Origin of the sequence: Micromonospora sp. CA-246542 (genome assembly GCF_050942905.1) — a bacterium.
In the GTDB taxonomy this organism is placed as follows: Bacteria; Actinomycetota; Actinomycetes; order Mycobacteriales; family Micromonosporaceae; genus Micromonospora.
The window spans coordinates 2,013,057-2,037,414 of record NZ_CP192040.1 but is presented as its reverse complement, the minus strand read 5'-3'; the positions used below and the strand labels follow the sequence as shown (position 1 = coordinate 2,037,414).

Below are 24,358 nucleotides of genomic sequence, written 5' to 3'. Positions count from 1 at the left end.
GGCCGATCCGGCGCGTGCGGGGCAACCGGCTTGTTCGCAGTCACCACTTCACCCGGGGGGGAACAGGATGCCCATACCAGGTACCCGTCGGATCGGCTGGATACGCGCCGGTCGTGGCTCGCTGGCCGGCGCTCTCGTCCTGGCGCTGGTCATCAGTTTGGCCGGGGCGGCGCCCGCACAGGCCGGGCCCGCCGGCCGCCCCCGCTCCCCCGCTGCCAAGAACCCGGTCGCGCCGGTCAAGGGGACGTCGGCACCGGCCCGCCCGCGTGCTGTCGACCTGGAGGAGCAGGCCGCGCTGCGTAAGGCGGCCCGCGCTGAGTGGCCGTCCGCCGCCGCCGTAGACGTACCCGTCGCCGCCGCCGTCCGGCCGATGTCGAGCGAGCCGGAGATCTCCCTCGCCCGGGCCGGTGCCCTACCTCTGTGGGTCGGATCGCCCACCGGGGCCGGCACGGTGCGCGTCGAGCTTCTCGGCCAGGACGCCGTCCGAGCGGCCGGGTTGACCGGCCTGCTCATCCGACTCTCCCGCCGGGACGACACGGCCCGGACACAGGTGAGCATCGACTACTCCGGCTTTCGTACCGCCTACGGCGGCGACTACGGCTCCCGGCTGCGGCTGGTCCGGATGCCCGAGTGCGCGGCCACCACGCCGGCCGCCCCCGGTTGCCGCACCGGCACGGCGGTTTCCAGTCGCAATCAGCCGGCCACCGCTCGGGTCGAGGCCCGGGTGCCCGACGGCTTGTACGCGCTCACCGCGGGGTCGTCCGGCGGCGCCGGCAGCTACCAGGCCACCTCGCTCTCACCGACGGCCACCTGGGAGGTCGGGCTCCAGTCCGGGGACTTCACCTGGTCGTACCCGATCGACACGCCGGAGGTCCCCGGTGTCGAGCCCGACCTGGCGCTGACCTACTCGTCCGGTTCTATCGACGGGCGGGTGGCCGCCAACAACAACCAGCCGTCCTGGGTGGGCGAGGGCTTCGAACTTCAGTCCGGCTTCATCGAGCGCTCCTACAAGCCCTGCTCGACCGAGCCCGCCTCACCGGTGGGAGACCTCTGCTGGGGCAGTGACAACGCGATCGTGTCGCTGCCCGGCGCGGCCGGCGAGCTGGTCCTGGACGACACCAGCCGCACCTGGCGGATGGCCGACGACGACGGCTGGCGGGTGGAGCGGTTCACCGGCGCCGTCAACGGCGACGACGGCGACGACAGGACCGACAGCCGCGACGGCGACAAGGGCGAACACTGGCGACTCACCGCACCCGACGGCACCCAGTACTACTTCGGCCTCAACCGGCTACCGGGTTGGGCCGCCGGCCGGGCCGAGACGAACTCGACCTGGACGGTGCCGGTCTTCGGCAAGGAGCCCGGGGCCTGGTGCTACCGGGGCACCCCCGCTGACGCCTGGTGTCAGCAGGCGTACCGCTGGAACCTCGACTACGTCGTCGACCCGCACGGCGACGCCATGTCCTACTACTACCGCCCCGAGACCAACCACTACGGCCGCAACGCCACCGCCACCGCGCCGACCCCCTACGTCCGGGGCGGCCAGCTCGACCGCATCGAGTACGGCCAGCGCGCGGACACCCTGTTCACCGTGCCGGCCGCCGCCCGCGTGGTGTTCGCCCCGGCCGACCGGTGCATCCCGGGGAGCAGCTGCGTCACCTCCCAGCCGCAGAACTGGCCGGACACCCCACTCGACCAGGCCTGCACGTCGACCGGGACGTGCCAGGTCTTCGCCCCCACGTTCTGGTCCACCAAACGCCTCGACCGGGTCACCACGCAGGTGTACACCGCCGGCGCCTACCGTGACGTCAGCTCCTGGCAGCTCACCCAGTCGTACCCCCGGCCGCAGGACCAGACCAGCCCGCCGCTGTGGCTGGACGCGATCCGGCAGTCCGGTCACGTCGGTGGCACCACCACGCTGCCGCCGGTCACCTTCGACGGGCAGACCTGGCCGAACCGGGTGGACACCGCTGACACCGTGCAGGCGCTGTACAAACGCCGGATCAGCGCCGTGCACACCGAGACAGGTGGCCAGATCTCGGTGGCGTACGCGCCGGTGCAGTGCCGGCCCGGGGGCCTGCCGGCCGAGGACGACAACAACCGGCGCTGTTTCCCGGTGTACTGGGGCGTCGGGTCCGCCTCCCGGCTGGAGTGGTTCCACAAGTATGCCGTCAGCCAGGTGACCGAGGAGGACCTGGTGGGTGGCAACCCGCCGGAGATCACCTCTTACGAGTACGACATCGGCGGGCACGCCTGGCACCACGACGACGCCGAACTGGTCCCGACCGGCCGCAAGACCTGGGGGCAGTGGCGCGGTTACCGCACCGTGCGGGTACGCACCGGGGCAACCGGTGGTCAACGTTCCCTGACCGAATACGTCTTCATGCGCGGCATGAACGGCGACGTCAACAAGTCCGGTCCGCCGGACCAGGGCGTCCAGGTGGACGGTGTGCCCGACGATCCGCAGTGGAGTGGCTTGAACCGGGTGGTCACCACGTACGACGGCGACGGTGGTCCGTGGTTGCAGCGCAGGGTCTCCGCGCTGACCGGCGTACGGGCCACGGCCACCCGGGAGCGTACGGGGATGCAACCGCTCACCGCGTACCTGGTGACCGGCACCACCGAGCGGATCCTCACCGCGCTCAGTGACGGCTCGACCCGTACCACCGAGACCAACTACGGCTACGACCCCGACTACGCCGGGATGACCCGGGTCGAGGACAAGGGCGACCTGGCCGATCCGGGCGACGACACCTGCACCCGTACCTGGTACACCCGCAACCTGAAGGCGTGGATCACCGACACGGTGTCCCGGACCGAGACGGTGGCCGTGGGCTGCTCCACCACCCCGGCGTACCCGGACGATCTCATCTCCGACGAACGCGGCTACTACGACGGCCAGTTGGGCTGGGGTGCGCCGCCGACCGCTGGCGACGAGACCCGCAGCGAGGAGGCCGGCTCCTGGTCCGGCGGCCCGGTCTACGTCACCGCCGGCTCGACCGAGGTCGACGGGCACGGCCGGCCCACCGCCGTGGTCGACGCGTTGGGCCGCCGCAGCAAGACCGCGTACACGCCGGCACTGGGCGGGCCGACCACCCAGGTCAGCACCACCAACGCCCTGGGCCACACCACCACGAGCACCCTGGACCCGCTGCTGGGTAGCCCGGTCAGCACCGTGGATGCCAACGGGCGACGGACCGACCTGACGTACGACGCCCTGGGCCGGTTGCGCCAGGTGTGGCTGCCCGGCCGGGCCAAGGACACCCAGAGCCCCAACAGTCGCTTCGAGTACGTCGTCCGCGCCGACGGGACCAGCGCCACCCGCGCCGAGACCCTGACCGGGGACGCCGGCGGCGGTTACCGCTCCGCGTACACCCTCTACGACGGCTTCCTGCGTCCCCGGCAGACCCAGACGGCCTCCCCCGCCGGCGGCCGGATCATCACCGACACGTTCCACGACGGCCACGGCCGTGTCGACCGCACCTACGACGACTACTGGGAGGCCAGTCGCGACCCGGTCCCGGAACTGTTCCGGCCGACCGGCAGCGTGCCCGGCGAGACCCGGTACGGCTACGACGGAGCGGACCGGGAGACGGTGGAGATCTTCCTGTCCCACGGCGTCGAGCAGTGGCGCACCGGCACCGCGTACGGCGGCAACTGGACGTCGGTGGACCCGCCCGACGGCGGCACCGCCACGACGACGGTCGTCGACGCCGACGACCGGGTCACCGCCCTGCGGCAGTACACCGGCGGGTCACCCACCGGCGCCTACGACGAGACCCGGTACACGTACACCAGGGGCGGTGAGCTGGCCACCGTCACCGACCCGGCCGGCAACGTCTGGCGTTACTCCTACGACCTGCGCGGCCGCCGGATCCACACCGAGGACCCGGATACCGGTACCTCGACCTCCCGCTTCGACGACGAGGACCAGCTGACCAGCGCCACCGACGCCCGCGGGCACACCGTCGCCAGCACCTACGACCTGCTCGGCCGCCCCACCGGCCGGTACGACGGTTCCCCGGACGGCACGAAGCTGGCCGACTGGACCTACGACACGCTGCCCGGCGGTATCGGGTTGCCCACCGCGGCCACCCGGTACGCGGGCGGCGACACGTACCGGTCGGAGACCCTGGGCTACGACCCGGCGGGTCGGCCGACCGGAACCGCCGTCACGGTCCCGGCCGCCACGGCCGGGCAGACCGAGCGGTACGCCAGCACGTTCAGTTACAACGCGGCGGGGGCGGTCACCTCCGCCAGCCTGCCGGCCGTCGGCAGCCTCGGTGGCGAGACGGTCACCTACACCTACAACTCCCTCGGTCTGCCGGCCACGATGACCTCGCGAACCGCGTCCGGCGGCAGCGTCACCTACGTCAACGACACCGCGTACGACCCGCTGGGTGACGTCGAGTCGTACCAGCTCGGCGGCCCGGAGGCGGTGCTGCTGCGGACCTTCGGCTACGAGACCGGCAGCCGCCGGCTGAGCACCGCGCAGGCAATCGGCGTGAGCACCGAGGACGCCGCCATGGTCAGCGACGTCAGCTACCGCTACGACGACGCCGGCAACGTCACCTCCATCGCCGACGCCGCGGTCGGCGACACCCAGTGCTTCCGCACCGACTACCTGCGCCGGCTCACCGAGGCCTGGACCGCCACCGACGAGTGCGCCGCCGACCCCAGCCTCTCCGTCCTCGGCGGGCCGGCCGCCTACTGGCAGTCGTACCGGTTCGACAAGGTCGGCAACCGCACCGAGGAGGTCCGCCACGACGCCGTCGGCGACACCCGCCGGACGTACGACTATCCGGCCGCCGGCACCGCCCAGCCGCACACCCTGCGGTCGGTCACCACCACCGGGCCGGCCGGCAACCGGACCGACACCTTCGGCTACGACCCGGACGGCAACACCACCACCCGGGCGGTGGCCGGCAAGGACCAGACCCTGACCTGGGACACCGAGGGCAACCTGACGGCGATCGCCGAGGGCGGCCGGACAACCTCCTTCGGGTACGACGCCGACGGCAACCGGGTGCTGCGCCGCGACGCCACCGGCACCACGTACTTCCTGGGCAACGCCGAGCTGTTCCGCCCGGCGGCCGGTGGCGGCGCCCTCGGCACCCGCTACTACGGCCAGGACGGCGACGTGATCGCCGTACGGACCGCGGACAACCGGCTCAGCTGGTTGGTGGACGACCACAACGGCACCGCCGGGGTGGCGGTGGACGCGGTCACCCTGACCCCGACCCGGCGCTACAGCCTGCCGTACGGCGGAAGCCGTGGCGCCGCGGCGAGCACCTGGCCCGGTCAGCGGGGCTTCGTCGGCGGCACCGTGGACGCCGGGGTCGGCCTGGTGCGGATCGGCGCCCGCGAGTACGACCAGGAGACCGGCCGGTTCCTCTCCGTCGATCCGGTGATCGACGAGTCCGACCCGCAGCAGATGCAGGGCTACGCGTACGCGAACAACAGCCCGGTCACCTACTCCGACCCGGATGGGCTGCGACCCGACTGCGGCACCGGTAAGGGCTGCACCCAGTTCAACAAGACGCACCGCTACAACGGCAAGAAGTACGTCAAGAAGCCCAAGCCCAAGCCGAAGCCCAAGGCCAAGGCCGTGCGCCGGCCGGCGGCCGGGCCGAAGTCGGCGCGGGACCGACTGCTGGCCAAGGACAAGCAACTCGACGATCGCGACAAGCGCGGCAAGGTCAAGCCGAAGAAGGCGAAGGCGCCGAAGTCCGCCCGCGACCGCCTGCTGGACAAGGACGCCCAACTGGACGCCCGCGACAAGCGGTCTCGAAAGACGGACCCTGTCTGGGAAAGAAAGAAGGGCGAGGCGTACGGAATATGTCGAGGAATGGGCCTGAGTTCGAAACAATGCGCCTACATCAAATCTCAACCGCCGCCGAAGACCAAAGCGATTGCGAACAGTTACGGCAAGGCGAAGGGCTGCGTCATACTTTGCGCCGAGGTGGAGAACGACAAGTCCGGAAACCACTTCAAGTTCGGCGGCGAGGCCGGCATCGGAAAGCAGGACATCAAGCTGAACAAAACCGCACTCAAACCCGGCTTCATGGGGTCTTTGAGCGTAGGTGGTCAAACCGCTCAGGATCGCGAATCCACCTACGGCGGCTGTTTCTACCGAGGAGTCGGTGGTTGCCTCAGCACTGGAGGTGACTCGAAGGGTGGGCGCTGGTGGGGCTTCGAGATGGGAATCGGCTGGGGATGGTCTGCCGAGATCGAGACCGAATAGGACGAGCCCGCCGATAGCCGAGAACTGTTAAGCCACCTCAGCTACCACTGTCAGTGGGGAGAACCTCATGCGCGTACGAAATTCGTTGTTGGTTGTGGCGGTGGTCGTCGCGACGGTGGTGGCCTCGGCGCCGCCGGGGCTGGCCGCTCCGGCCGCTGGGCCGGCGGAGGGCAAAGGTTGGTCGGGGAAGCCGGCGCAGCGGGTGCCGGCCCGGCCGCGCGGGGCGGACCCGGAGGCGAAGGTCGCCCTGCGTAAGGCGCCCGAGGTGGTCTGGCCGGCGGCCGGCATCGCCGAGGTGCCGGTGCCGCGCGAGGTCGGCGGGCTGGCGCGCGACGACGCGTCGGCGTTGGTGCGGGCCGGCGCGCTGCCGGTGAAGGTGGGCGCGTCGACGGTGGTCGCCGGGGCGGCCACCGACCCGGGCACGGCGCGGGTGGAGGTTCTCGACCGCGCCACCACCGCCCGGGTCGGCGCGCGGGGGATGGTGCTGCGGATCGGCCACACCGACAAGGTGGCCCGGCAGACCACGGTCGAGGTCGACTACTCGGGCTTTCGGCAGGCGTACGGCGGTGACTACGCCAGCCGCCTCGGGCTGGTCCGGCTGCCCGACTGCGCGTTGACGACCCCGGCCGCGAAGGGTGCCGGACCGGCACGGCGGTGCCGAGCCGCAACGCGGTCGACAGCGGCCTGCTGCGCGCCGAGGTCGGCGACGGACTCTACGCCGTGACCGCCGCCCCCGAAGGCAGCGCCGGCAGCTTCCGCCCCACCTCGCTGGCCCCGTCCGCGACCTGGCAGGTGGGCCTGCAGAGCGGCGACTTCAGCTGGTCCTATCCGGTGAGCACGCCGAACGTGCCCGGCCCGACGCCGGAGATCGCGTTGCGTTACTCGTCGGGTTCGGTCGACGGGCGGGTCGCGTCCACCAACAACCAGCCGTCCTGGCTCGGTGAGGGGTTCGACTACCAGCCCGGCTTCATCGAACGGTCGTACGTCCGGTGCGGCGACGACGGCGGGCCCACGACCAGCGGCGACCTGTGCTGGGCGACGGACAACGCCACGGTGGTGCTGCCGGGCCTCACCAGTGAGCTGGTCTACGACGCGGGCAAAGACCTGTGGCGGGCTGAGCAGGACGACGGCTGGCGGGTCGATCGACTCAAAGGAGCGCCGAACGGCGCCCGCGACGGCGAGTACTGGCGGCTGGCCTCACCCGAGGGCACCCTGTACTACTTCGGTCGGGAGCGGCTTCCGGAGGGCAGCGCGAGCAGCCCGACCACCGGGTCCACCTGGACCGTCCCCGTCTTTGGCAACGGCACCGGCGAGCCCTGTCACGGCGCCACCTTCGAGGCGTCCTGGTGCCAGCAGGCGTACCGGTGGAACCTGGACTTCGTCGTGGACCGGCACAACGACGTGATGTCGTACTGGTACGCCCCGGAGACCAACCACTACGGCCGCGCGGGGCGGACGGACCTGCCCACCCCGTACGTGCGGGGCGGGCAACCGACCCGGATCGACTACGGGCAGCGGATCGGTTCCGTCTACACCGCGCAGCCCGCGGCCCGGGTGGTCTTCACTCCGGCCGACCGGTGTGTTCCGGGCACCAGTTGCGTCCGTTCCCAGCCGCAGAACTGGCCGGACACGCCGTGGGACCAGTGGTGCGACGTGACCGGGTGCCCGGTGCTGTCACCGACGTTCTGGTCCACCAGGCGACTCTCGAAGATTACGACTCAGGTGGTCACCGGTGGCGCGGCCCGGGACGTGGACTCCTGGACCTTCGGCCAGTCGTACCCGGTGCCGGCGGACCGGCAGCCGGCGGCGCTGTGGCTCGACTCGATCACCCGGGCGGGTCTGGTCGGCGGGACCGCCACCCTGCCGGCGGTGACCTTCGACGGGCAGCCGGCGGAGAACCGGGTGGACCGGGCCGACACCCGACCGGCCATGTACAAGCGGCGGATCAGTTCCATCTACACCGAGACCGGCGGGCTGATCCAGGTCGCGTACCAGCCGACCGAGTGTCGGGCCGGGACCGTGCCCGCCGTCGACAGCAACGAGAAGCGGTGCTTCCCGGCGATCTGGGGGACCACGCCGACCGAGGACTGGTTCCACAAGTACGTCGTGAGTCAGGTGACCGAGTCCGACCTGGTCGGCGGCAACCCTCCGAAGACCACCTCCTACGAGTACGTGTTCGGCGGGTCCGGCTGGCATCACGACGACGCCGAACTGGTGCCGGCCGGACGCAAGAGCTGGGGACAGTGGCGCGGCTACCAGCGGGTGAAGGTCCGCACCGGCGCGGCGGGGGGTCGGCGCACGCTGACCGAGCACCTGTTCATGCGGGGCATGGACGGCGACGTCAACCGCACCGGCCAGCCCGATCAGGTGGGTGTCGATGGTGAGCCGGACCTACCGATGTGGCGGGGCTTCAACCGGTCCGTCACCGTCTTCGACGGCGACGGTGGTGCGCTCGTCAGCCGTACCGTCGCCAAGCCGCGCGACCTCGGGCTCACCGCCCAGCGTCCCCGCGTCGGCGGGACCGGCGGAACGCTGGAGGCCCACCTGACCGACCTGGAATGGGAACGCGTCGAGACGGCACTGGCCGGCGGCGGTGTCCGAACCACCGAGCGGGCCTACACGTACGACGCCCGGGGCCGCCTGAAAGAGACGCACGACCGGGGTGACGTGGCGGAGCCGGGCGACGACACCTGCTCCCGGGTCGAGTACGCCGAGAACACCACCGAGTGGGTGGTCAGCGCGGTCAAGCGGGAGCTGACCCTCGGCGTGGCCTGCGACGCGGCGGCGCCATACCCGGCCGACCTGGTCGCCGAGAAGCGCTACTACCACGACGGCAACACGACGTGGGGCGCCCCGCCGAGCGCGGGTGACGTCACGCGGGTCGAGGAGGCGCAGACCGGGGCCGGGGGTCCCACGTACGTCACGACCAGCCGGCGCACGCTCGACCAGCATGGTCGACCCAAGCTGGTGTACGACGCGCTGGACGAACCCACCCGCACGACGTACACCCCGTCCGAAGGCGGACCGTTGACCCGTACGGTGGTCACCGACGCCCTCGGCTTCACGACCACGACGGAGTACGAGCCGCTGCGCGGTGTGCAGGCCAGCACGACCGACACCAACGGGGGCACCACCACCCGGGCGTACGACCCACTGGGCCGGATCACGCGGGTGTGGCGGCCGGGACGGTCGGTGAGCGCGCCGGCGAACGTCGAGTTCAGCTACACGCTGCGCAGCGACGGGCCGAGCGCCGTGCTGACCCGTACCCTGCTCGCCGGGTCGAGCTACCAGAACAGCTATGAGCTCTTCGACGGGCTCCTGCGGCAACGCCAGACGCAGCGGGACTCGCCCCGGGGCGGACGGATCGTCACCGACACCCAGTACGACCCGCACGGTCGGGTCGCCGTCGTCGTCGGACCCCGGCACGACCCCGGCGCCGTCAACGGAGCGCTGGCACCCGATCCGCAACTGGTGACGGCGCAGACGGTGTACGGCTACGACGGCGCGGACCGGCGGACCTCCACGGCGCTCCAGGTCCTCGGCGAGGACCCGGACCGGTGGCGCACCACGACGGCGTACGGCGGGGACCGGATCTCCACCACACCGCCGGCCGGTGGTACCGCCACCACCGAGATCCTCGACGCCCACGGCCGGCGGTCGGCACTGCGGCAGTACGCCGGGCCGACCCCGACCGGCGGTTTCGCCGAGACCCTCTACACGTACGCCAAGGGCGGCCAACTGGCGACGGTCACCGATCCGGTCGGCAACGTGTGGCGCTACGGCTACGACCTGAGCGGCCGGCGGGTGCGGGAGGAGGCCCCGGACACCGGTACGACGCTCACCGGTTACGACGCGCGGGGTCAGGTGACCAGCGTCCGCGACGGTCGGGGCCAGACGGTGGCGTACCGCTACGACCCGTTGGGTCGCCGCACCGGCGCGTACGCCGGTTCGACCGACGGCCCCCAGCTGGCCGAGTGGACGTACGACACCGCGACGCTCGGCAAGGGACTGCCGGCCTCGGCGGTCCGCTACGTGGCCGGTCAGCGGTACGAAACCCGGGTTGTCGAGTACGACCTGCGGGGCCGACGGACCGCGACCGCGGTGGTGGTCCCCGCCACGGAGACCGGGCTGGCCGGCACCTACCCCACCACCTACACCTACAACGAGGGCGACCAGGTCACCTCGACCGGATTGCCGGCCGCAGGGGACCTGCCGGCCGAGACCCTGCGCCACGGCTACGACAGCCTGGGCTTCCCGACGAGCCTGACCTCGCCGCTGGACAGCTACGTGGCCGGCACCAGCTACACCAACCTCGGCGAGCCCGAGGAGTCGACGCTCGGCCCGGCGGGTCAGCAGGTGGTGCGCGGCTTCGGCTACCAGGACGGCACCCGGGCCCTCACCCAGTCCACTGTGGTGCTGGGCGAGGACCTGCTGGCCGCCACGGTGCACGAGTACGACCCGGCGGGCGACCTGACCCGGGCAGCGGATCTGGCCACCGGCGATGACCAGTGCTTCCGCTACGACCGGTTGCGCCGGTTGACCGAGGCGTGGGCGGGTTCCGGAGACTGCACCGCCGACCCGGCGACCGGTGACCTGGCCGGCCCGGCGCCCTACTGGCAGTCCTACGCCTACGACCCGACCGGCAACCGGACCAGGGACGTGCGGCACGCCGCGGGGGGCGACGTCACCCGCACCTACACCTACCCCGCGCCGGGTGGGGCGCAGCCGCACACCGTACGGACCGTCGATACGACCGGCCCGACGGGCAACCGCTCCGACGGGTACGGCTACGACGCCGCCGGCAACGCCACCGGCCGGCCCGGTCAGTCACTGACCTGGGACGTGGAGGGTCGCGTCGCGTCGGTGACCACGAACGGGCAGACCACCTCGTACATCTACGACGCGGACGGCAACCGGCTGATCCGCCGGGATGCGGGCGGTAGCACCCTCTATCTCGGCGACACCGAGTTGCGCCGCTCCGGCGCGGCGACGACCGGGAACCGCTACTACCGGCACGACGGGGAGACCATCGCGCTGCGGGTCAAGGGCGGCGTCACGCGGCTGATACCGGATCAGCGCGGCACCGCCGTACTCGCGGTCGACGCGGCGACGCAGCAGGTGACCCGCCGTCACACGCTGCCGTTCGGCGACCCGCGCGGTGGCCCGGTGAACTGGCCGGGCGGCCGGGGCTTCCTCGACGGCGGCGTCGACCCGCTCACCGGCCTGACCCACCTCGGCGCACGCGACTACGACCCCGGGACCGGTCGGTTCGACGCCGCCGACCCGGTGGTCGACCACCAGGACTCACAGCAGGTCAACGGGTACGCGTACGCGAACAACAATCCGACCACCTTCACCGACCCGGACGGTCGCCGGGTCCGGATCCCGGAACCGTACGACAGCCTGTTCAAGCGACTGGGCGTCGCTGACCCGGTCCGGGTGGCATCGCAGTCGAGCACCGGCAAGCCCGTGCCGAGGCCACAGTGCCAGGGCGGGACCTGCTCCGTCACCGGGGTGATCAACGGGCCTGAACCGGTGCGGGAGTCCGACTCGTGGGTGATCGACCTGCCGATCTTCGAGGTCTATCCCCGCAACTACGGCCGGGACATCCGGGAGAGCCGGTGGAGCGCCTGCGACAGCGGTGATCCGGCGCCGGCGATCGCCTGCGCCCAACGGCCGGACCCGGCGCCCCGGGTGGTCTACCAGTGGCAGGAGCGCGACTGCGTGGGCTGGAACGACTGCCTCAGCCCGCGGCCCTACGAGAACGTACGGACCGAGATCTACGACGACGAACCGGACGGTGGCCCGCCGCGCAACAGCATCGACATCCAGCGGTTCCTGCACGGTGGCACGGGCGGCGGCACGGGCGGTGGCACGGTGCGCTCCGCCGGTGGCTGGCCGTCGAGCGGCGGCGTCTACTACCTCGGCTGACCACCCCGGACGCTCCGACCGGGAACCGCAGAACGGGAGAACACGATGGGACGACTGGCGTACGCCGCGGCTGCGGCCCTGATGGGGGCGGCGCTGCTGGTGGTCCCGTCGGGTTCGACCACGACGCGGTCCCGGCCTCCGGAGCCGCCCGGCGTCGGGCAGGACCTCTCGGCCCTGGCCCGGGCCCGGCAGACCGGGCGGCCGGTCGAGGACACGGCGTCGGGCTCGACGAACCGGGAGGTCTTCGCCCACCCCGACGGCACCTACTCGGCCCGCATCCACGCCCGCCCGGTGCGCGCCCGCACCGGAGCGGGGTGGGTGCCGATCGACACCACCCTGGGCCGGCGACCCGACGGACGGGTGGCGCCCCGGGCCACCACCGTCGACCTGACCCTGTCCGGCGGGGGTACCGGGGACCTCGCCGTGCTGCGCACCGCCACCGGGGCGGAGTTGGCGCTGAGCTGGCCCCAGCCGCTGCCCCGTCCGGTGCTCACCGCCGACACCGCCCGCTACCCGGACGTCATCCCCGGCGTGGACCTGCTGATGCACGCCACCGCCGCCGGCTTCTCCGAGGTACTCGTGGTCCGTACGGCGGAGGCGGCCCGGCGACCGGAGTTGGCGCTGATCCGGTTCGGGTTGCGGACCGCCGGCCTCACCGTCCGCACCGATCCGGCCGGCACGGCCGTGGCGGTGACCGCCGACGGTACGCCCGCGGTCACCTTCGGAACCGCCTGGATGTGGGACTCCTCCGGTGCCCGGCGGCGAGCCGCCACGACCGGGGTGTCCGGGCGGGCCGGGCGGGCCGAACCGGTGGTGTCCCGCGAGCGGGAGCCGGCACCCGGTGACCGGCGGGCCCGGATGGGTCTGCGCGTCGAGCGGGACTCCCTCACCATCGTGCCCGACCGACGCCTGCTGACCGACCCCCGGACCACCTTCCCGGTGTATCTCGACCCGCCGCAGTCGGCCGACCGGCAGCACTGGCTCATGGTGGAGCAGGACCTCTCGTACTACGGCTGGTGGGACTCCGCCTACGACGCCCGGGTCGGCCGTGATCCGGAGGACTCGACGACGGACCGGTTCCGGTCGTACTTCCAACTGGACACCGGCTACCTGGCCGACAAGCAGATCAAGAAAGCGATCTTCACGCTCAAGGAGAAGTGGCGCTACTCGTGCAGCCCGGAGCCGGTGTTCCTCTGGACCAGCGCACCAATCGCGGCGACCGGGAGCTGGGACGCCAAGCCGGCGTTGCTGCGCAACCTCGGTTCCGTCAAGACACCCTCCGGGGACTGCGAGACGCTGGAGACGGTCGAGTTCGATCTCCATCCGTTGGTCACCGAGGCGGCTGCCGCACACCTGCCACAGGTCACCCTCGCCATCGCGTCGGACGAGTCGAGCGGTGGGAACGGCGGCAAGGTGTTCGACAACGACCCGTTCGTCGACGTCTGGTACAACAGTCTGCCGGCGGCGCCCACCCAGGTCAGCACCGCCCGCGTCACCGGCTGCTCGGCCACCACCCCGGTCTACGTGGACACCGCCCGACCGGAGTTCCGGGTCCGGCTCTTCGACGCCGACGCCGGCCAGACGATCTTCACCCGGTTCGAATGGCGCGAGGCCGGCTCATCCTCGATCTCCTCTGCCGACTCGGACGCCCACGCCTCCGGACAGGAGGTGGCCGTACCCGTGTCGACCGCGCTCGAACAGGATCGTGTCTACGAGTGGCGGGCGTCGGCCTACAACAACGAGTTCGAAGGGGTGGTGGACGTCGGTCCGGCCAGCCCGTGGTGCCGGTTCGTCGTGGACACCACCGCACCGACCGGCAAGCCGACCGTGACCCGGGTCTGCGTCGGTGCCTGCCCCACGACGTTCAAGGTCGACCAGCCCGCACAGTTCCGCCTCGACGCCCGGGCCATGCCGGACGTCGTCGCCCTCGCCTACGCCCTCAAGGACAGGTCGGCCACCACCGTGCCCGCCGTCGACGGTCAGGCGACGATCACCGTCACCCCGGTCAAGACCCTGGACACCCTGCGGGTCTACGGGGTGGACCGGGCCGGCAACCGGAGTCAGTACACCGACTTCTCGGTGCTCGCGACCGGCCTGCCCGTCGAGGCTGCGGGCTGGCCGGTGGACCGCACCGACACCGGCGTCCTGGCCGACACCCGTACCGCCAACCCCATCACCCTGCGCGGCGGCTACTCCTGGCGGGAGGGCCAGTCCGGCGGCGACGCCATCGCGTTGGACGGTGCCGACGGCACCGGCGGACAGACGCCGGGGCCGGTCGTGCACACCAACACGAGCTTCACCGTCACCGCCTGGGTCCGGCTCGACGCGTCCGCCGACTGGCGGGTCGCGGTCAGCCAGTCCGGGGTGAATTTCGCCGGCATGGAGCTGCGCTACGACGTGACCAACCGGTGGGCCTTCGTCATGCGTACCAGCGACACCGAGGCCGGCACCGAGGACGTCGCGCTGTCCAACACGCTGGCACAGGTCGCCGTCTGGACCCACCTCGCCGGCGTCTACGACCACGAGGCCGGTGAACTGCGCATCTACGTCGACGGACGGCTCGCCGGGCAGGCGCCCCACCGCAGCACCTGGGACGCCGCCGGGCCGTTCGTCGTCGGCTACCGCAACTGGTACGGATTCACACCGTCGCGTTGGCAGGGCCTCCTCGACGAACTGCACGTCTATCCGTACGCCGCGTCCAGCCGTCGGGTCGCCGAGATCACTGGCGCCTTCGGCCGGTGGGGTCCGACCGCCTGGTGGCCGCTGGACGGCACCGACAGCGACGCCACCAGCGGCCAGCACACCCTCGCCCGGATCGGCGCCACCGGCTGGACCACCCGGAGGCAGGGCACCGACGCGCTGACCCTCGACGGCGTCGCCGCGCAGGCGTACACGGCGAACCCGGTCGTGCACACCGACGCCAGCTTCAGCGTCGCCGCCTGGGTGCGCCTGGACCGGGACGCCACCGCCGTAGCGGTCAGCCAGGACGGTCAGGCCGACAGCGGATTCGTCCTCGGCTACCGGGCCGGCGTGGGTTGGGTCTTCGGCAGGAAACGCGCCGACAGCGCGGCCGACACGGTCCCGTCCGACGTCGCCGCGTACCGGGTGCCCCCGCAACTCGGCGTGTGGCTTCACCTCGCCGGGGTGTACGACCACGACCGGCGCCAACTGTCCCTCTACGTCAACGGCCGACTGGCGGCCACGGCCGGGCACGAAGCCACCTGGGACGCCCGTGGATCCTTCGCCCTGGGTCGGGGTCGACTCGGTGGCCAGGACGTGTACTGGCCGGGCGCCCTCGACGAGGTGCACGCCGTCGGCGTCGCCACCGGCGCCGACCAGGTTCGGGAGTGGATGGCCAGTGACGTCCCGTACGGTGCCCGGGCAACATGGGATCTGGACGACATCGCGGCGGGCGCCACCCGCAGGGACACCACCGGCAACGGGCACACCCTCTTCGTCGCGTCCGGCGTGAGCACCAGGGCCGGCAAACGGGGCAGCGCCCTGGCGTTCCCCGGTACCGCCGGCGCGGCCGCCTGGACCGCCGGACCGGTCGCCCGAACCAACACCGGCTTCACCGTCGCGGCCTGGGTCAAGCTCGACCGCCTGGATCGTCCGGCCGCCGCCGTCAGCCAGGACGGCGAGACAGCAAGCGGGTTCAGCCTGGGCTATGACGCCACCTCGCAACGCTGGGAATTCGCCATGAGCAAGGAGGACGGTCCGACCCGGCCCGGCGGCAGCACCGTCGTCCGGTCGACCCAGTCACCGGTGGCGCAGACCTGGACCCACCTGGCTGCCACCTACGACGGCCTCAAACACGAGATCAAGCTGTACGTCAACGGCGAGCTCGTCGGCACCGTCACACACACCAGCACCTGGACCGCCACCGGACCGGCCGTCATCGGCCGCGCCATGGCTGGCGGTGGGCCGGTCAACTGGTTGCCGGGCGCGGTCGACGAGGTCCGCATCATCGACCGGACCTCGGCGGCCGAGGAGATTCGGGACCTGTTGGACGCCACCATCCTGGGGCCCGGCGCCTGGTGGTCGCTGAACGCCGGCACCGGCGTCAACGCCTCCGACGACTCCGGCAACGGTTTCCCACTCGCTCTCGTCGGCGGTGCGAGCTGGACGACCGGGCGGTGCGCCAACGCGCTCCAGTTGGACGGGCAGACCGGTGGGGCCACCGCGCCCGGCCCGGTCCTGCGCACCGATCAAAGCTTCACCGTGGCGGCCTGGGTCCGCCTCGACGGCCGGGGTGGTGACTTCGCCGCCATGAGTCAGGACGGCCTGCTCGCCAGCAGCTTCTACCTCGGTTACAACGTGAGGCTCAACAAGTGGTGGTTCATCCTGCCCACCGCCGACTCGGCGAACCCCGAGGACGTCGTCGCGTTCTCGACCGGTCCCGCCCGCTCGGGAGTCTGGACCCATCTGGCCGGCGTCTACGACGCGACCGCACACGAGATGCGGCTCTACGTCAACGGCGTGCCGTCGACGGCGACGGCGGTCAGCGCCAGCTGGGACGCCGTCGGCATGACCAGGATCGGCGCGGCCCAGTGGAACGGGAACCTGGTGGACCACTGGCCGGGGCTGATCGACGACGCACGGGCGCTCGCACGGGCGTCCAGCCAGGCAGACGTCCAGGCCATAATGGCCGGCTGCCCGGGTGGCTGATCCCCGCGGGTGGCCGATCCGCAGCGACCTCGGCCACCGGATTGTGCCGTGCCCCATGGTCGCGGGTGCGATACTCGCGGCCGTGAGTTCGCCGCTGGAAGCCTTCGCCGGACTGCTCGACCGCTCCATCCGCGAGATCACCGCCCTGGCCACGGACGCCCGGGGCTTCGACGCGGCTCGGATCGGACGCATCGCCGATATCTGGGACAACAACGCCGTACCTCTGGTGGTCGCGGCATGCGCTCCGAGGCCTTTTCGATCCAGACGAGCGCGCGCCGGCCTACGGTGGATGGCCGACCTCGGTGCCGACCGACGCAGGCTGATGGTCGACCTGGACCCGAGCCTGGACGGCGTGCTCCCCACCGCACAGCCGGACCGTTCCGTCCATCGGGACTACCTGGGGCGCGTCTTCCCGGGCGTCTTCCGGCTGACCGAGGAAATCGTCGACGCGCTCGCCCGCGACTACGACCTCGCCGCCGGCAGCGTGCGCTCACTCACGGCCCGACCTTCGGATGCGGGATTGCGGGTACAGCTCACCCTGGCCACTCCACGACGGTTCACCCCCGCTACCGGACGCGTCTCGCGGGACGGGTCCCAGAAGCCCTGGCCGGCCGCGCCGCTGAGGTTCACCTTCGACGGGGTCACCGATCTGCGGTTCGACGCCGAGGACCGGGTCGGGATTGCCCTGAGCCACACCGACGCCGGGCCGGGGGTGACGATCGGGCGCACCGGTCGCCTGCGGGCGACCGAGGCTTCCGTCTGGCCCGACGACCCACGATGGTACGAGTCGACGGCCGGCCGGGCGGCCGACCTCGTCACCCCGCACACACGGCCGCACCGACGAAAGCCGGTACAGACGACGACCCTCACAGCACCGCAACAGGCCGCCGCCCAAGCGCTCGTCATGTTGCTGAACCACGCTCGGCTCGTCCACCACTATCCGAAGCGGGCCGCCGGCGTGCCGATCCTCGACATCTGCCGCATCGCGGCCGACGCGGGCAGCGCCATTCTCGCCGCGAGCACGCGTCGGGGCGCCGACCGGCAGGCCGCCTTCGCGGAGCTTGCTCGACGGTGGCGTCACGTACCCCCCGGGGTGCCGCCTGAGACGATCCGCTCCGGCCCGGTCGTGCTGCGTCACGCACGGTACGACGAGCCCCACGCCGACCACGACGTCCCTCAGCACGGCGGCGTCGTCCTCCTCGCCGCGGTGCCGGGCGAAGACCGCGAAGGACCGTGGGCTCTCGCCAGTGCGGAGATCGCCGAGCCGTCACGATTCCGGATAGCCAGCACCGCGTTCGACGACGGCCAGCACATCGACCGCGCCGAAGAGGCTTACCGCATGGGCGACGCGCTCGTCGTCCGTTGACGCGTGAACGCCCACGAGGGCGCGGCATCACGCGATCGGCGTACTGACCTGGCCTTAAGTGGCCGACGGTGAGTAGTTGTACACGACGTAGCCCCGGTAGACCGCGATCTTGTCGTACAGAGCTCGGGCCTCGGCATCGACCTCGGTGTTCCAATACAGGCGTGGGGATCCGTGCTTGTCGGCATCCTGCGCCACCCATTCGATCATTGCGGTGGCAATGCCCCGCCGTCGTACCTCGGGCGTGACGAACAGTTCGGCCAGGTAGCACCTCCCGGCGCCCCAGACGCTTGCGTGGAACAGGTAATGCGCGATGCCGACCATCGTGCCGTCGAGCCGTGCGCCGATGCCCCGGATCTGCCCACCGTCCACCAGGCGTTGCCAGGTCCGTTCGTAGCCATCGTCGTCGACCTCGGTCGCGGGCCGACCCGGCCGGCCAGCCCAGTGCGCGTGGAAACTCCGGGTCAACGTTTCCCACTCGCCACGGTCGAGGTGTGTCAACGGGCCGATGCTCATCACGTCGCCATCCTCACATCAACCCCAGCCCCACAGCCCTGCTGTCATCCAGAGCCACTGTCGGCGATCCGGTCCTGGAGCCCCGCCGCCTCCACGAAGCGATGCTGCGCGTGGAGCAGATCCATCCTCCGCCGCATCACCTCCCGGGCCTCGGCATGTCTACCGATGCTGGTGTACACCTCACCCAGGCTGGTGAGTGAGTCGACTTCGCCACGGGTGCTGTCTACCCGCTGGTACATCTCTAAGGCCTGGCCGAAACGAGCCAGCGCTTCGGTGTGCCGTCCCGTGTGTTGAGCGAGGTATCCCATGGTGTGCACGGTGTCGGCCTCGACATCCGGATGGTGGTGTCGTCGGATCAGCTCCAACGCGCGCTCACACACCTCCTGCCCCTCCTCGAACTGGCCGAGATGGGCGTGGAGCCAACCGATCGCGTTGAGGGCGCGGGCTTCCTCCACCGGTTCGCCCAATTGCTGGAAGAGCCTCAGTGCCTGATCCGCGTGCTTCAGGGCATACCGCAGCTCACCACGGCGGTACCAACTCACATTGAGGGCGTAGTGTGCCCGGGCCTGTTCCGCGGTGTCTCCCACCCGCTCGGCCCAGCGCAGCGCCGTACGCAGATGGTCGAACGACTCACCGAGTTGGCTGAGGCTACAGGCCTGACCGAGGAACCTGTACGCCATGGCCCGCACCTCCGGTTCGCCCTCCCGGTCCGCGGCGGCAGCCCCTGCCCGCCAGACCACGACTGCGCTCGGGTGTCGCCGTCGGGCGTGGAAGGTCACCAGGGTCCGCGCCAACTGCCAGACCGACCGGTGCCAGCCGTGTGCCACGGCCAGCCGTTGCGCCTCGATGAGATGGGAGTGCTCCAGGTCGAACCAGGTCATCGCCTCAGCGGCGTCCGGTGCCCGGTGGGGAACACATCCCGGCGCGGACGGATCGAGTTCGACGGGTGGTCGCCGGGGATCCAGGGCACGATCCGCGGCGTAGGCGGTGTGCAGGTAGTAGTCGATCAGCCGCCGCAGCGCGGCCTGCCGAACCGCCGGGCCACGCCGGTTCACCTGCTCCGCGGCGTACAGCCGCACCAGGTCATGCAGGCGGTAACGCCCCGGCAGCGGCTGCGAAACCAGTGACGCCGCGGTCAGCCGACGCAGCAGCTCGCGGACCCTCGGCATCGGCCTCGCGGTGAGGCTCGCCGCCGCCGGCAGGCCGATGTCCCCGGACGAGACCAGGCCGAGCAGCCCGAATACCTCCGCCTCATCCGCGGACAGCGCCTGGTAGGACCAGGACAAGACCGCCCTCAGATTGACCTTGAGATCTCCCGCGTCGAACGCGTCCAGTCGGGCGGTCGTGTCCCGAAGCTCCTGAGCCAGGGAGCGCAGCGGAAGGTGTGTCTGGACGGCCGCACGCGCCGCGGCGATGCCCAGAGCCAGGGGCAGACCGGCACAGTAGTCGACTATCGCTGCGGCCGCCCAGAACTCCCCCGCCAACCGCTCCTGTCCAAGGTGGTCCGTCAGCAGATCCCACGCCTCCGATTCGGGCATGACGTCGAGAACCAGCCGGTGGGCTCCTTGGGTCACCGCCAGACCGGCGAGTTGGTTCCGGCTGGTCACCAGCACGGTGCAGGTCGAGCCGCCGGGTATCAACGGCTCGACCTGCGCGCTGTTCCGGGCGTTGTCCAGCATGATCAGCATGCGCCGACCGGCCGCCAGGCTGCGGTACAGCGCTGCCTGGCCGTCCTCGTCGGCCGGCAGATTGTTCGCGTTGACGCCGAAGGCCTCGAGGAAGGTGCGTACCAGCGTGGCCGGCGACGCCGGCTCGGCATCCGGGCCGAATCCGCGCAGGTCGGCGTAGAGCTGGCCATCGGGAAAGAGGTCGAGATTCGCGTTGGCCCAGTGCAGGGCAAGGCAGGTCTTGCCGGTCCCACCCGCGCCCCCGATGGCTGACACCACCACCGTCCTCGACCGGTCGTCCACGTCCCGAGCCGCCGCGTCCAGGTAAGCGATCTCATCCGAGCGCCCGGTGAACAGCCGAGGCCGGGCCGGAAGCTGATGCGGAACGATCAATGCAGCCGGCTGGTCGCCCGGGTCCGCAGCCGCGGTCACGATTTGGTCGCGCGGGTCGGGCCCGGGCCGAATCTCGACGTCCGGATCCTGCTGAAGCAACGACGGATCGTTCCGGAGGATCCGCTCGAAACAATCGCGCAGCTCCGACCCGGGATCCACTCCGAATTCATCGGCCAGGTACCGGCAGGAATCGGCATACCGCCGCAACGCGTCGACCTGCCTGCCACTGCGGTACAGCGCCAGCATGAGCTGAGCGACGAACGGTTCGTGAGCCGGATAGCGTCCCACGACGTCCGCAAGCTCGGCCAGCACCTCGTGGTGGCGCCCATGCCGTAATTCGAGATCGAAGCACTGTTCCCACGCCGACCGCCGCAACTCGTCGAGCCGGGCTGCGGCAGCCAGCGACCGCTGACCCTCCAGACCAGCCAGTGCCGGACCGTGCCATTGGGACAACGCCTCACGCAGCAGCACGACTGCTCGGGCGGTGTCGTCGTGCCGCCGCGCCCGTGCCTGATCCAGACAATGGTGAAAGGAGACAACGTCCACTGCGGCCCGGGCCGGGTGCAACGCGAAACCATGCCCCTCGGCGACGATCACGCCGGGTGGAAACCCGGCCGCGACGAGCAGTCGACGTAACGCGGTCGTCCGGTTGCGCACCTGCCGCCGGGCCGTGGCTGGCGGGTCGTCCCAGACAAAGCGCACCAGTTCCTCGATCGAAACCATGCGACCCGCCTCAATGACCAGTGCGGCAAGAACCGCTTCGGAGCGACTACCCCCGATGTTCAGCCAATGACGATCGGCGGCGACACGTACCGGTCCCAGAATTTGAAATTTCATCGGCCACCCGTTCCGATGTTGTGAATACGGCTATGCAGATTCTATGCGCGCTCGATGCAACTCCCAGGCATCGTCGAACCACCGGATCATCCGACCGGTGCGAATTATCGAAAAGGAGGCAAAAGTGCTTCTACGCGCAGCCGAAAAGGCCGGTGACCGCCTGTTGTCACTGGCGGTGCCACGGATCAGGGCAAGGGCCTACGTCTGCAATCACTGCACGGGAGCGTGGTCACAGCGCTGCTACTACGACTCCAGCAGCGGCTGGTGGTGCACCTACCAGTGCGGTTCCTGCTAGCCCGGAGAAGTGGACTGAGCGGGGCGCGATCCGTCGCCCCGCTCACCGGCGATTGGAGCTTCCCACAATGACCTATCTCACCGTCGCGGTCGTCTTGGTCGCCCTGCTCGGCCTGGTGAATTTTCTGCTGGCCGTCGCCATCATGGCCCGCCTACGCGAACACAGCCAGCGGTTGTCCGATGCCGACGCCGCACCGCAACCATCAATGCTCGGCATCGGACAAACGATTGCCGAGTTCGAAGCACCCACGACGTCGGGTCGCATGCTGACCCGGCGTGATCTGACCGCAGGATCGCTCGTTGCCTTCTTCTCACCTGGTTGTTCGTCCTGCCTGGAACAGCTCTCCGACTTCACGACCCGGACCATGGGCTGGGCCGACGGCAAGGTGATCGCGGTCGTGGTGGCGGACCCGAGCCAGTCGACCCAGTCACTGGTGCGGGATCTGGAGAAGACGGCGGAGGTCGTCGTCGAGCGGCATGACGGGACACTCGGCACCGCTTTCCAGTTGAAGGGCGTGCCCGCCATGTGCCTGGTCGGGACGGACGGCAGGGCGACCGCGGTCGGCGCCAGCCTCGACGAACTCCTGGGCACCGGAGAGGCGAAGAAGCTGCTGCTCGTCAGGGCTACCGAATGAGATCCCGGTCGCGGCGGTCCGATGCCGGCCAGGCGCTGCTGCTGGGCTGGCGGGCGGCCCCCCTGCTCCTGGCCGGATACCTGGTGTTCGCGCTGATCGCCGCCCTCCTGCCCGTGCTCGCCGCGTGGACGACCAAACTCGTCATCGACTCCGTGGCAGGCCGAGGCGAGTGGAGTGACATGGTCTGGGCGGTCGTCGGGCTGGCCGCGAGTGGGCTGCTCCTTGCCGGGGTGGAGCACGTCAACACGTACCTCCGGGCCGAGACGGACCGCCGGATCGCGCTGCGGAGCAGGGAGCAGCTCTTCGCGGCGGTGGCCAGGCACGTCGGGCTCGGCCGCATCGAGCAGCGGTCGTTCCACGACCGGGTACGACTCGCACAGGAAGCCGGTAGGTCCGCGCCCGGCAGTGTCGTCAGCGGGCTCGTCAACGCTGGGCGCGGGGGCCTCACCCTGGCCGGCTTCCTCGGCTCGCTGCTATATCTCAATCCGACACTCACGCTCGCCGTGGTGCTGGCGGCCGTGCCGGCGTTGCTGGCCGAGATCGCGCTGGCCCGTCGCCGGGCCGGGATGTTGACCGAGATGAGCCCGGTGATGCGGCGCGAGGCGTGGTTCGCTCAACTACTCCTGGACGTCCGTGCGGCCAAGGAGATCAGGCTCTTCGACCTCTCCCGTTTCTTCCGGCAACGCATGATGTCGGACCTGACGACGGCCAACCAGCGTGCCAGGAAGATTGATCGATCCGAGCTTCTGACGCAGGGGACGTTGTCGGCGCTGTCCGCCGCGGTGGCGGGCGCCGGGTTGCTGTGGACCGTGTGGGCCGCGCACACCGGCGCCATCTCGGTGGGTGACATCGCGGTGTTCATCGCCGCGCTCGCCGGGGTGCAGGCCGCGCTGGCCCTCCTCACCCAGTACTACGGACTCGCGCATCAATCCCTACTGATGTTCGCGCACTATCTCGACGTCATACACGACGACTCGGATCTGCCGATTCCCGCCAGGGCGGTCGCCACGCCCCGACTGAGCGGCCAGATCGAGCTGCGGGACGTCTGGTTCCGATACGCGCCCGACCTGCCCTGGGTCCTACGCGGGCTCGACTTCGTCATTCCGCACGGCACGACCACGGCCATCGTGGGCCCCAACGGCGCCGGGAAGAGCACCCTGATCAAGCTCCTCTGCCGCTTCTACGACCCCACCCGAGGTCAGATCCTCTGGGACGGTCTGGACCTACGGACGTTGGATCCGCTGAGCCTGCGGTCACGGATGTCGGCGGTCTTCCAGGACTTCATGGAGTACGACCTGACCGCGGCCGAGAACATCGGACTGGGGGACATCACGGCGCTGCCCGACCGGAGCCGGCTCGCCGAGGCCGCCAGACAGGCCGGAGTGCACGACATGATCAGCGCACTGCCCCAGTCGTACGACACGATGCTGAGCCGCAGACTCCCCGGCGACACGGGCAGCCTCGGGTCCGGCGTCAGCCTCTCCACCGGTCAGTGGCAGCGGGTCGCTCTCGCCCGCGGTCTGCTGCGTGGACCACGCGATGTGCTCATCCTGGACGAACCCAGTTCCGGCCTCGACCCTGAGGCCGAGTACGAGATCCATTCCGCGCTTCGCACGCTACGTGCCGGGCGAACCAGCGTGCTGATCTCACACCGACTCAGCGCGGTACGAAGCGCGGACATCATCGGTGTGATCGAGAACGGCAGGCTGGTGGAACAAGGCCCACACGACCGCCTGATGGCCGTAGACGGGCAGTACGCGCGCCTGTTCTCGGTGCAGGCCAGAGGTTATGTAGGCCGATAGGGGGCCCG

Annotated in this window: 9 protein-coding genes; 7 read left to right on the top strand and 2 right to left on the bottom strand. The window is 70.8% G+C overall.

Features of this window, described 5'->3' with window-relative positions; genetic code table 11:
• Positions 1 to 67 precede the first annotated feature (67 nt).
• The 5 genes from ACQP0N_RS09665 (at position 68) to ACQP0N_RS09645 (ending at position 18,209) form a co-directional block, all read left to right on the top strand.
• Positions 68 to 6,244 (top strand): RHS repeat-associated core domain-containing protein, encoded by a 6,177-nt coding sequence (locus ACQP0N_RS09665; RefSeq protein WP_433119248.1) that lies wholly within the window; start codon positions 68 to 70, stop codon positions 6,242 to 6,244.
• 67 nt (positions 6,245 to 6,311) lie between these two features.
• Positions 6,312 to 6,968 (top strand): hypothetical protein, encoded by a 657-nt coding sequence (locus ACQP0N_RS09660; RefSeq protein ID WP_433119246.1) that lies wholly within the window; start codon positions 6,312 to 6,314, stop codon positions 6,966 to 6,968.
• Positions 6,899 to 12,175, top strand: a complete 5,277-nt coding sequence (locus ACQP0N_RS09655) for an RHS repeat domain-containing protein (RefSeq protein WP_433119243.1) — start codon at positions 6,899 to 6,901, stop codon at positions 12,173 to 12,175. The genes ACQP0N_RS09660 and ACQP0N_RS09655 overlap by 70 nt, the downstream gene beginning before the upstream one ends.
• 45 nt (positions 12,176 to 12,220) lie before the next feature.
• Positions 12,221 to 16,843 (top strand): LamG-like jellyroll fold domain-containing protein, encoded by a 4,623-nt coding sequence (locus tag ACQP0N_RS09650; protein WP_433119241.1) that lies wholly within the window; start codon positions 12,221 to 12,223, stop codon positions 16,841 to 16,843.
• Positions 16,844 to 16,925: 82 nt separating this feature from the next.
• A complete protein-coding gene (locus ACQP0N_RS09645) occupies positions 16,926 to 18,209 on the top strand; it encodes a hypothetical protein (RefSeq protein WP_433119239.1) in 1,284 nt (427 codons plus the stop codon).
• 54 nt (positions 18,210 to 18,263) lie between these two features.
• Here ACQP0N_RS09645 and ACQP0N_RS09640 read toward each other — a convergent pair whose 3' ends face one another.
• Positions 18,264 to 18,722 (bottom strand): GNAT family N-acetyltransferase, encoded by a 459-nt coding sequence (locus tag ACQP0N_RS09640; protein WP_433121535.1) that lies wholly within the window; start codon positions 18,720 to 18,722, stop codon positions 18,264 to 18,266.
• 44 nt (positions 18,723 to 18,766) lie between these two features.
• Positions 18,767 to 21,505, bottom strand: a complete 2,739-nt coding sequence (locus tag ACQP0N_RS09635; RefSeq protein ID WP_433119237.1) for a BTAD domain-containing putative transcriptional regulator — start codon at positions 21,503 to 21,505, stop codon at positions 18,767 to 18,769.
• Between the two features lie 476 nt (positions 21,506 to 21,981).
• Here ACQP0N_RS09635 and ACQP0N_RS09630 point away from each other — a divergent pair, with 476 nt between their 5' ends.
• Positions 21,982 to 22,548 (top strand): hypothetical protein, encoded by a 567-nt coding sequence (locus ACQP0N_RS09630; protein ID WP_433119235.1) that lies wholly within the window; start codon positions 21,982 to 21,984, stop codon positions 22,546 to 22,548.
• On the top strand, positions 22,545 to 24,350 hold the full coding sequence (locus ACQP0N_RS09625) for an ABC transporter ATP-binding protein (RefSeq protein ID WP_433119233.1): 1,806 nt from the start codon (positions 22,545 to 22,547) through the stop codon (positions 24,348 to 24,350). Before ACQP0N_RS09630 ends, ACQP0N_RS09625 begins: the two co-directional genes overlap by 4 nt.
• Positions 24,351 to 24,358 lie beyond the last annotated feature (8 nt).

Bases quoted from the DNA above. Each gene is read 5' to 3' on its own strand.
- ACQP0N_RS09665 (WP_433119248.1), top strand. From the start codon at position 68: ATGCCCATACCAGGTACCCGTCGGATCGGCTGGATACGCGCCGGTCGT.
- ACQP0N_RS09660 (WP_433119246.1), top strand. From the start codon at position 6,312: ATGCGCGTACGAAATTCGTTGTTGGTTGTGGCGGTGGTCGTCGCGACG.
- ACQP0N_RS09650 (WP_433119241.1), top strand. From the start codon at position 12,221: ATGGGACGACTGGCGTACGCCGCGGCTGCGGCCCTGATGGGGGCGGCG.
- ACQP0N_RS09640 (WP_433121535.1), bottom strand. From the start codon at position 18,722: ATGAGCATCGGCCCGTTGACACACCTCGACCGTGGCGAGTGGGAAACG.
- ACQP0N_RS09635 (WP_433119237.1), bottom strand. From the start codon at position 21,505: ATGGTTTCGATCGAGGAACTGGTGCGCTTTGTCTGGGACGACCCGCCA.
- ACQP0N_RS09630 (WP_433119235.1), top strand. From the start codon at position 21,982: ATGACCTATCTCACCGTCGCGGTCGTCTTGGTCGCCCTGCTCGGCCTG.
- ACQP0N_RS09625 (WP_433119233.1), top strand. From the start codon at position 22,545: ATGAGATCCCGGTCGCGGCGGTCCGATGCCGGCCAGGCGCTGCTGCTG.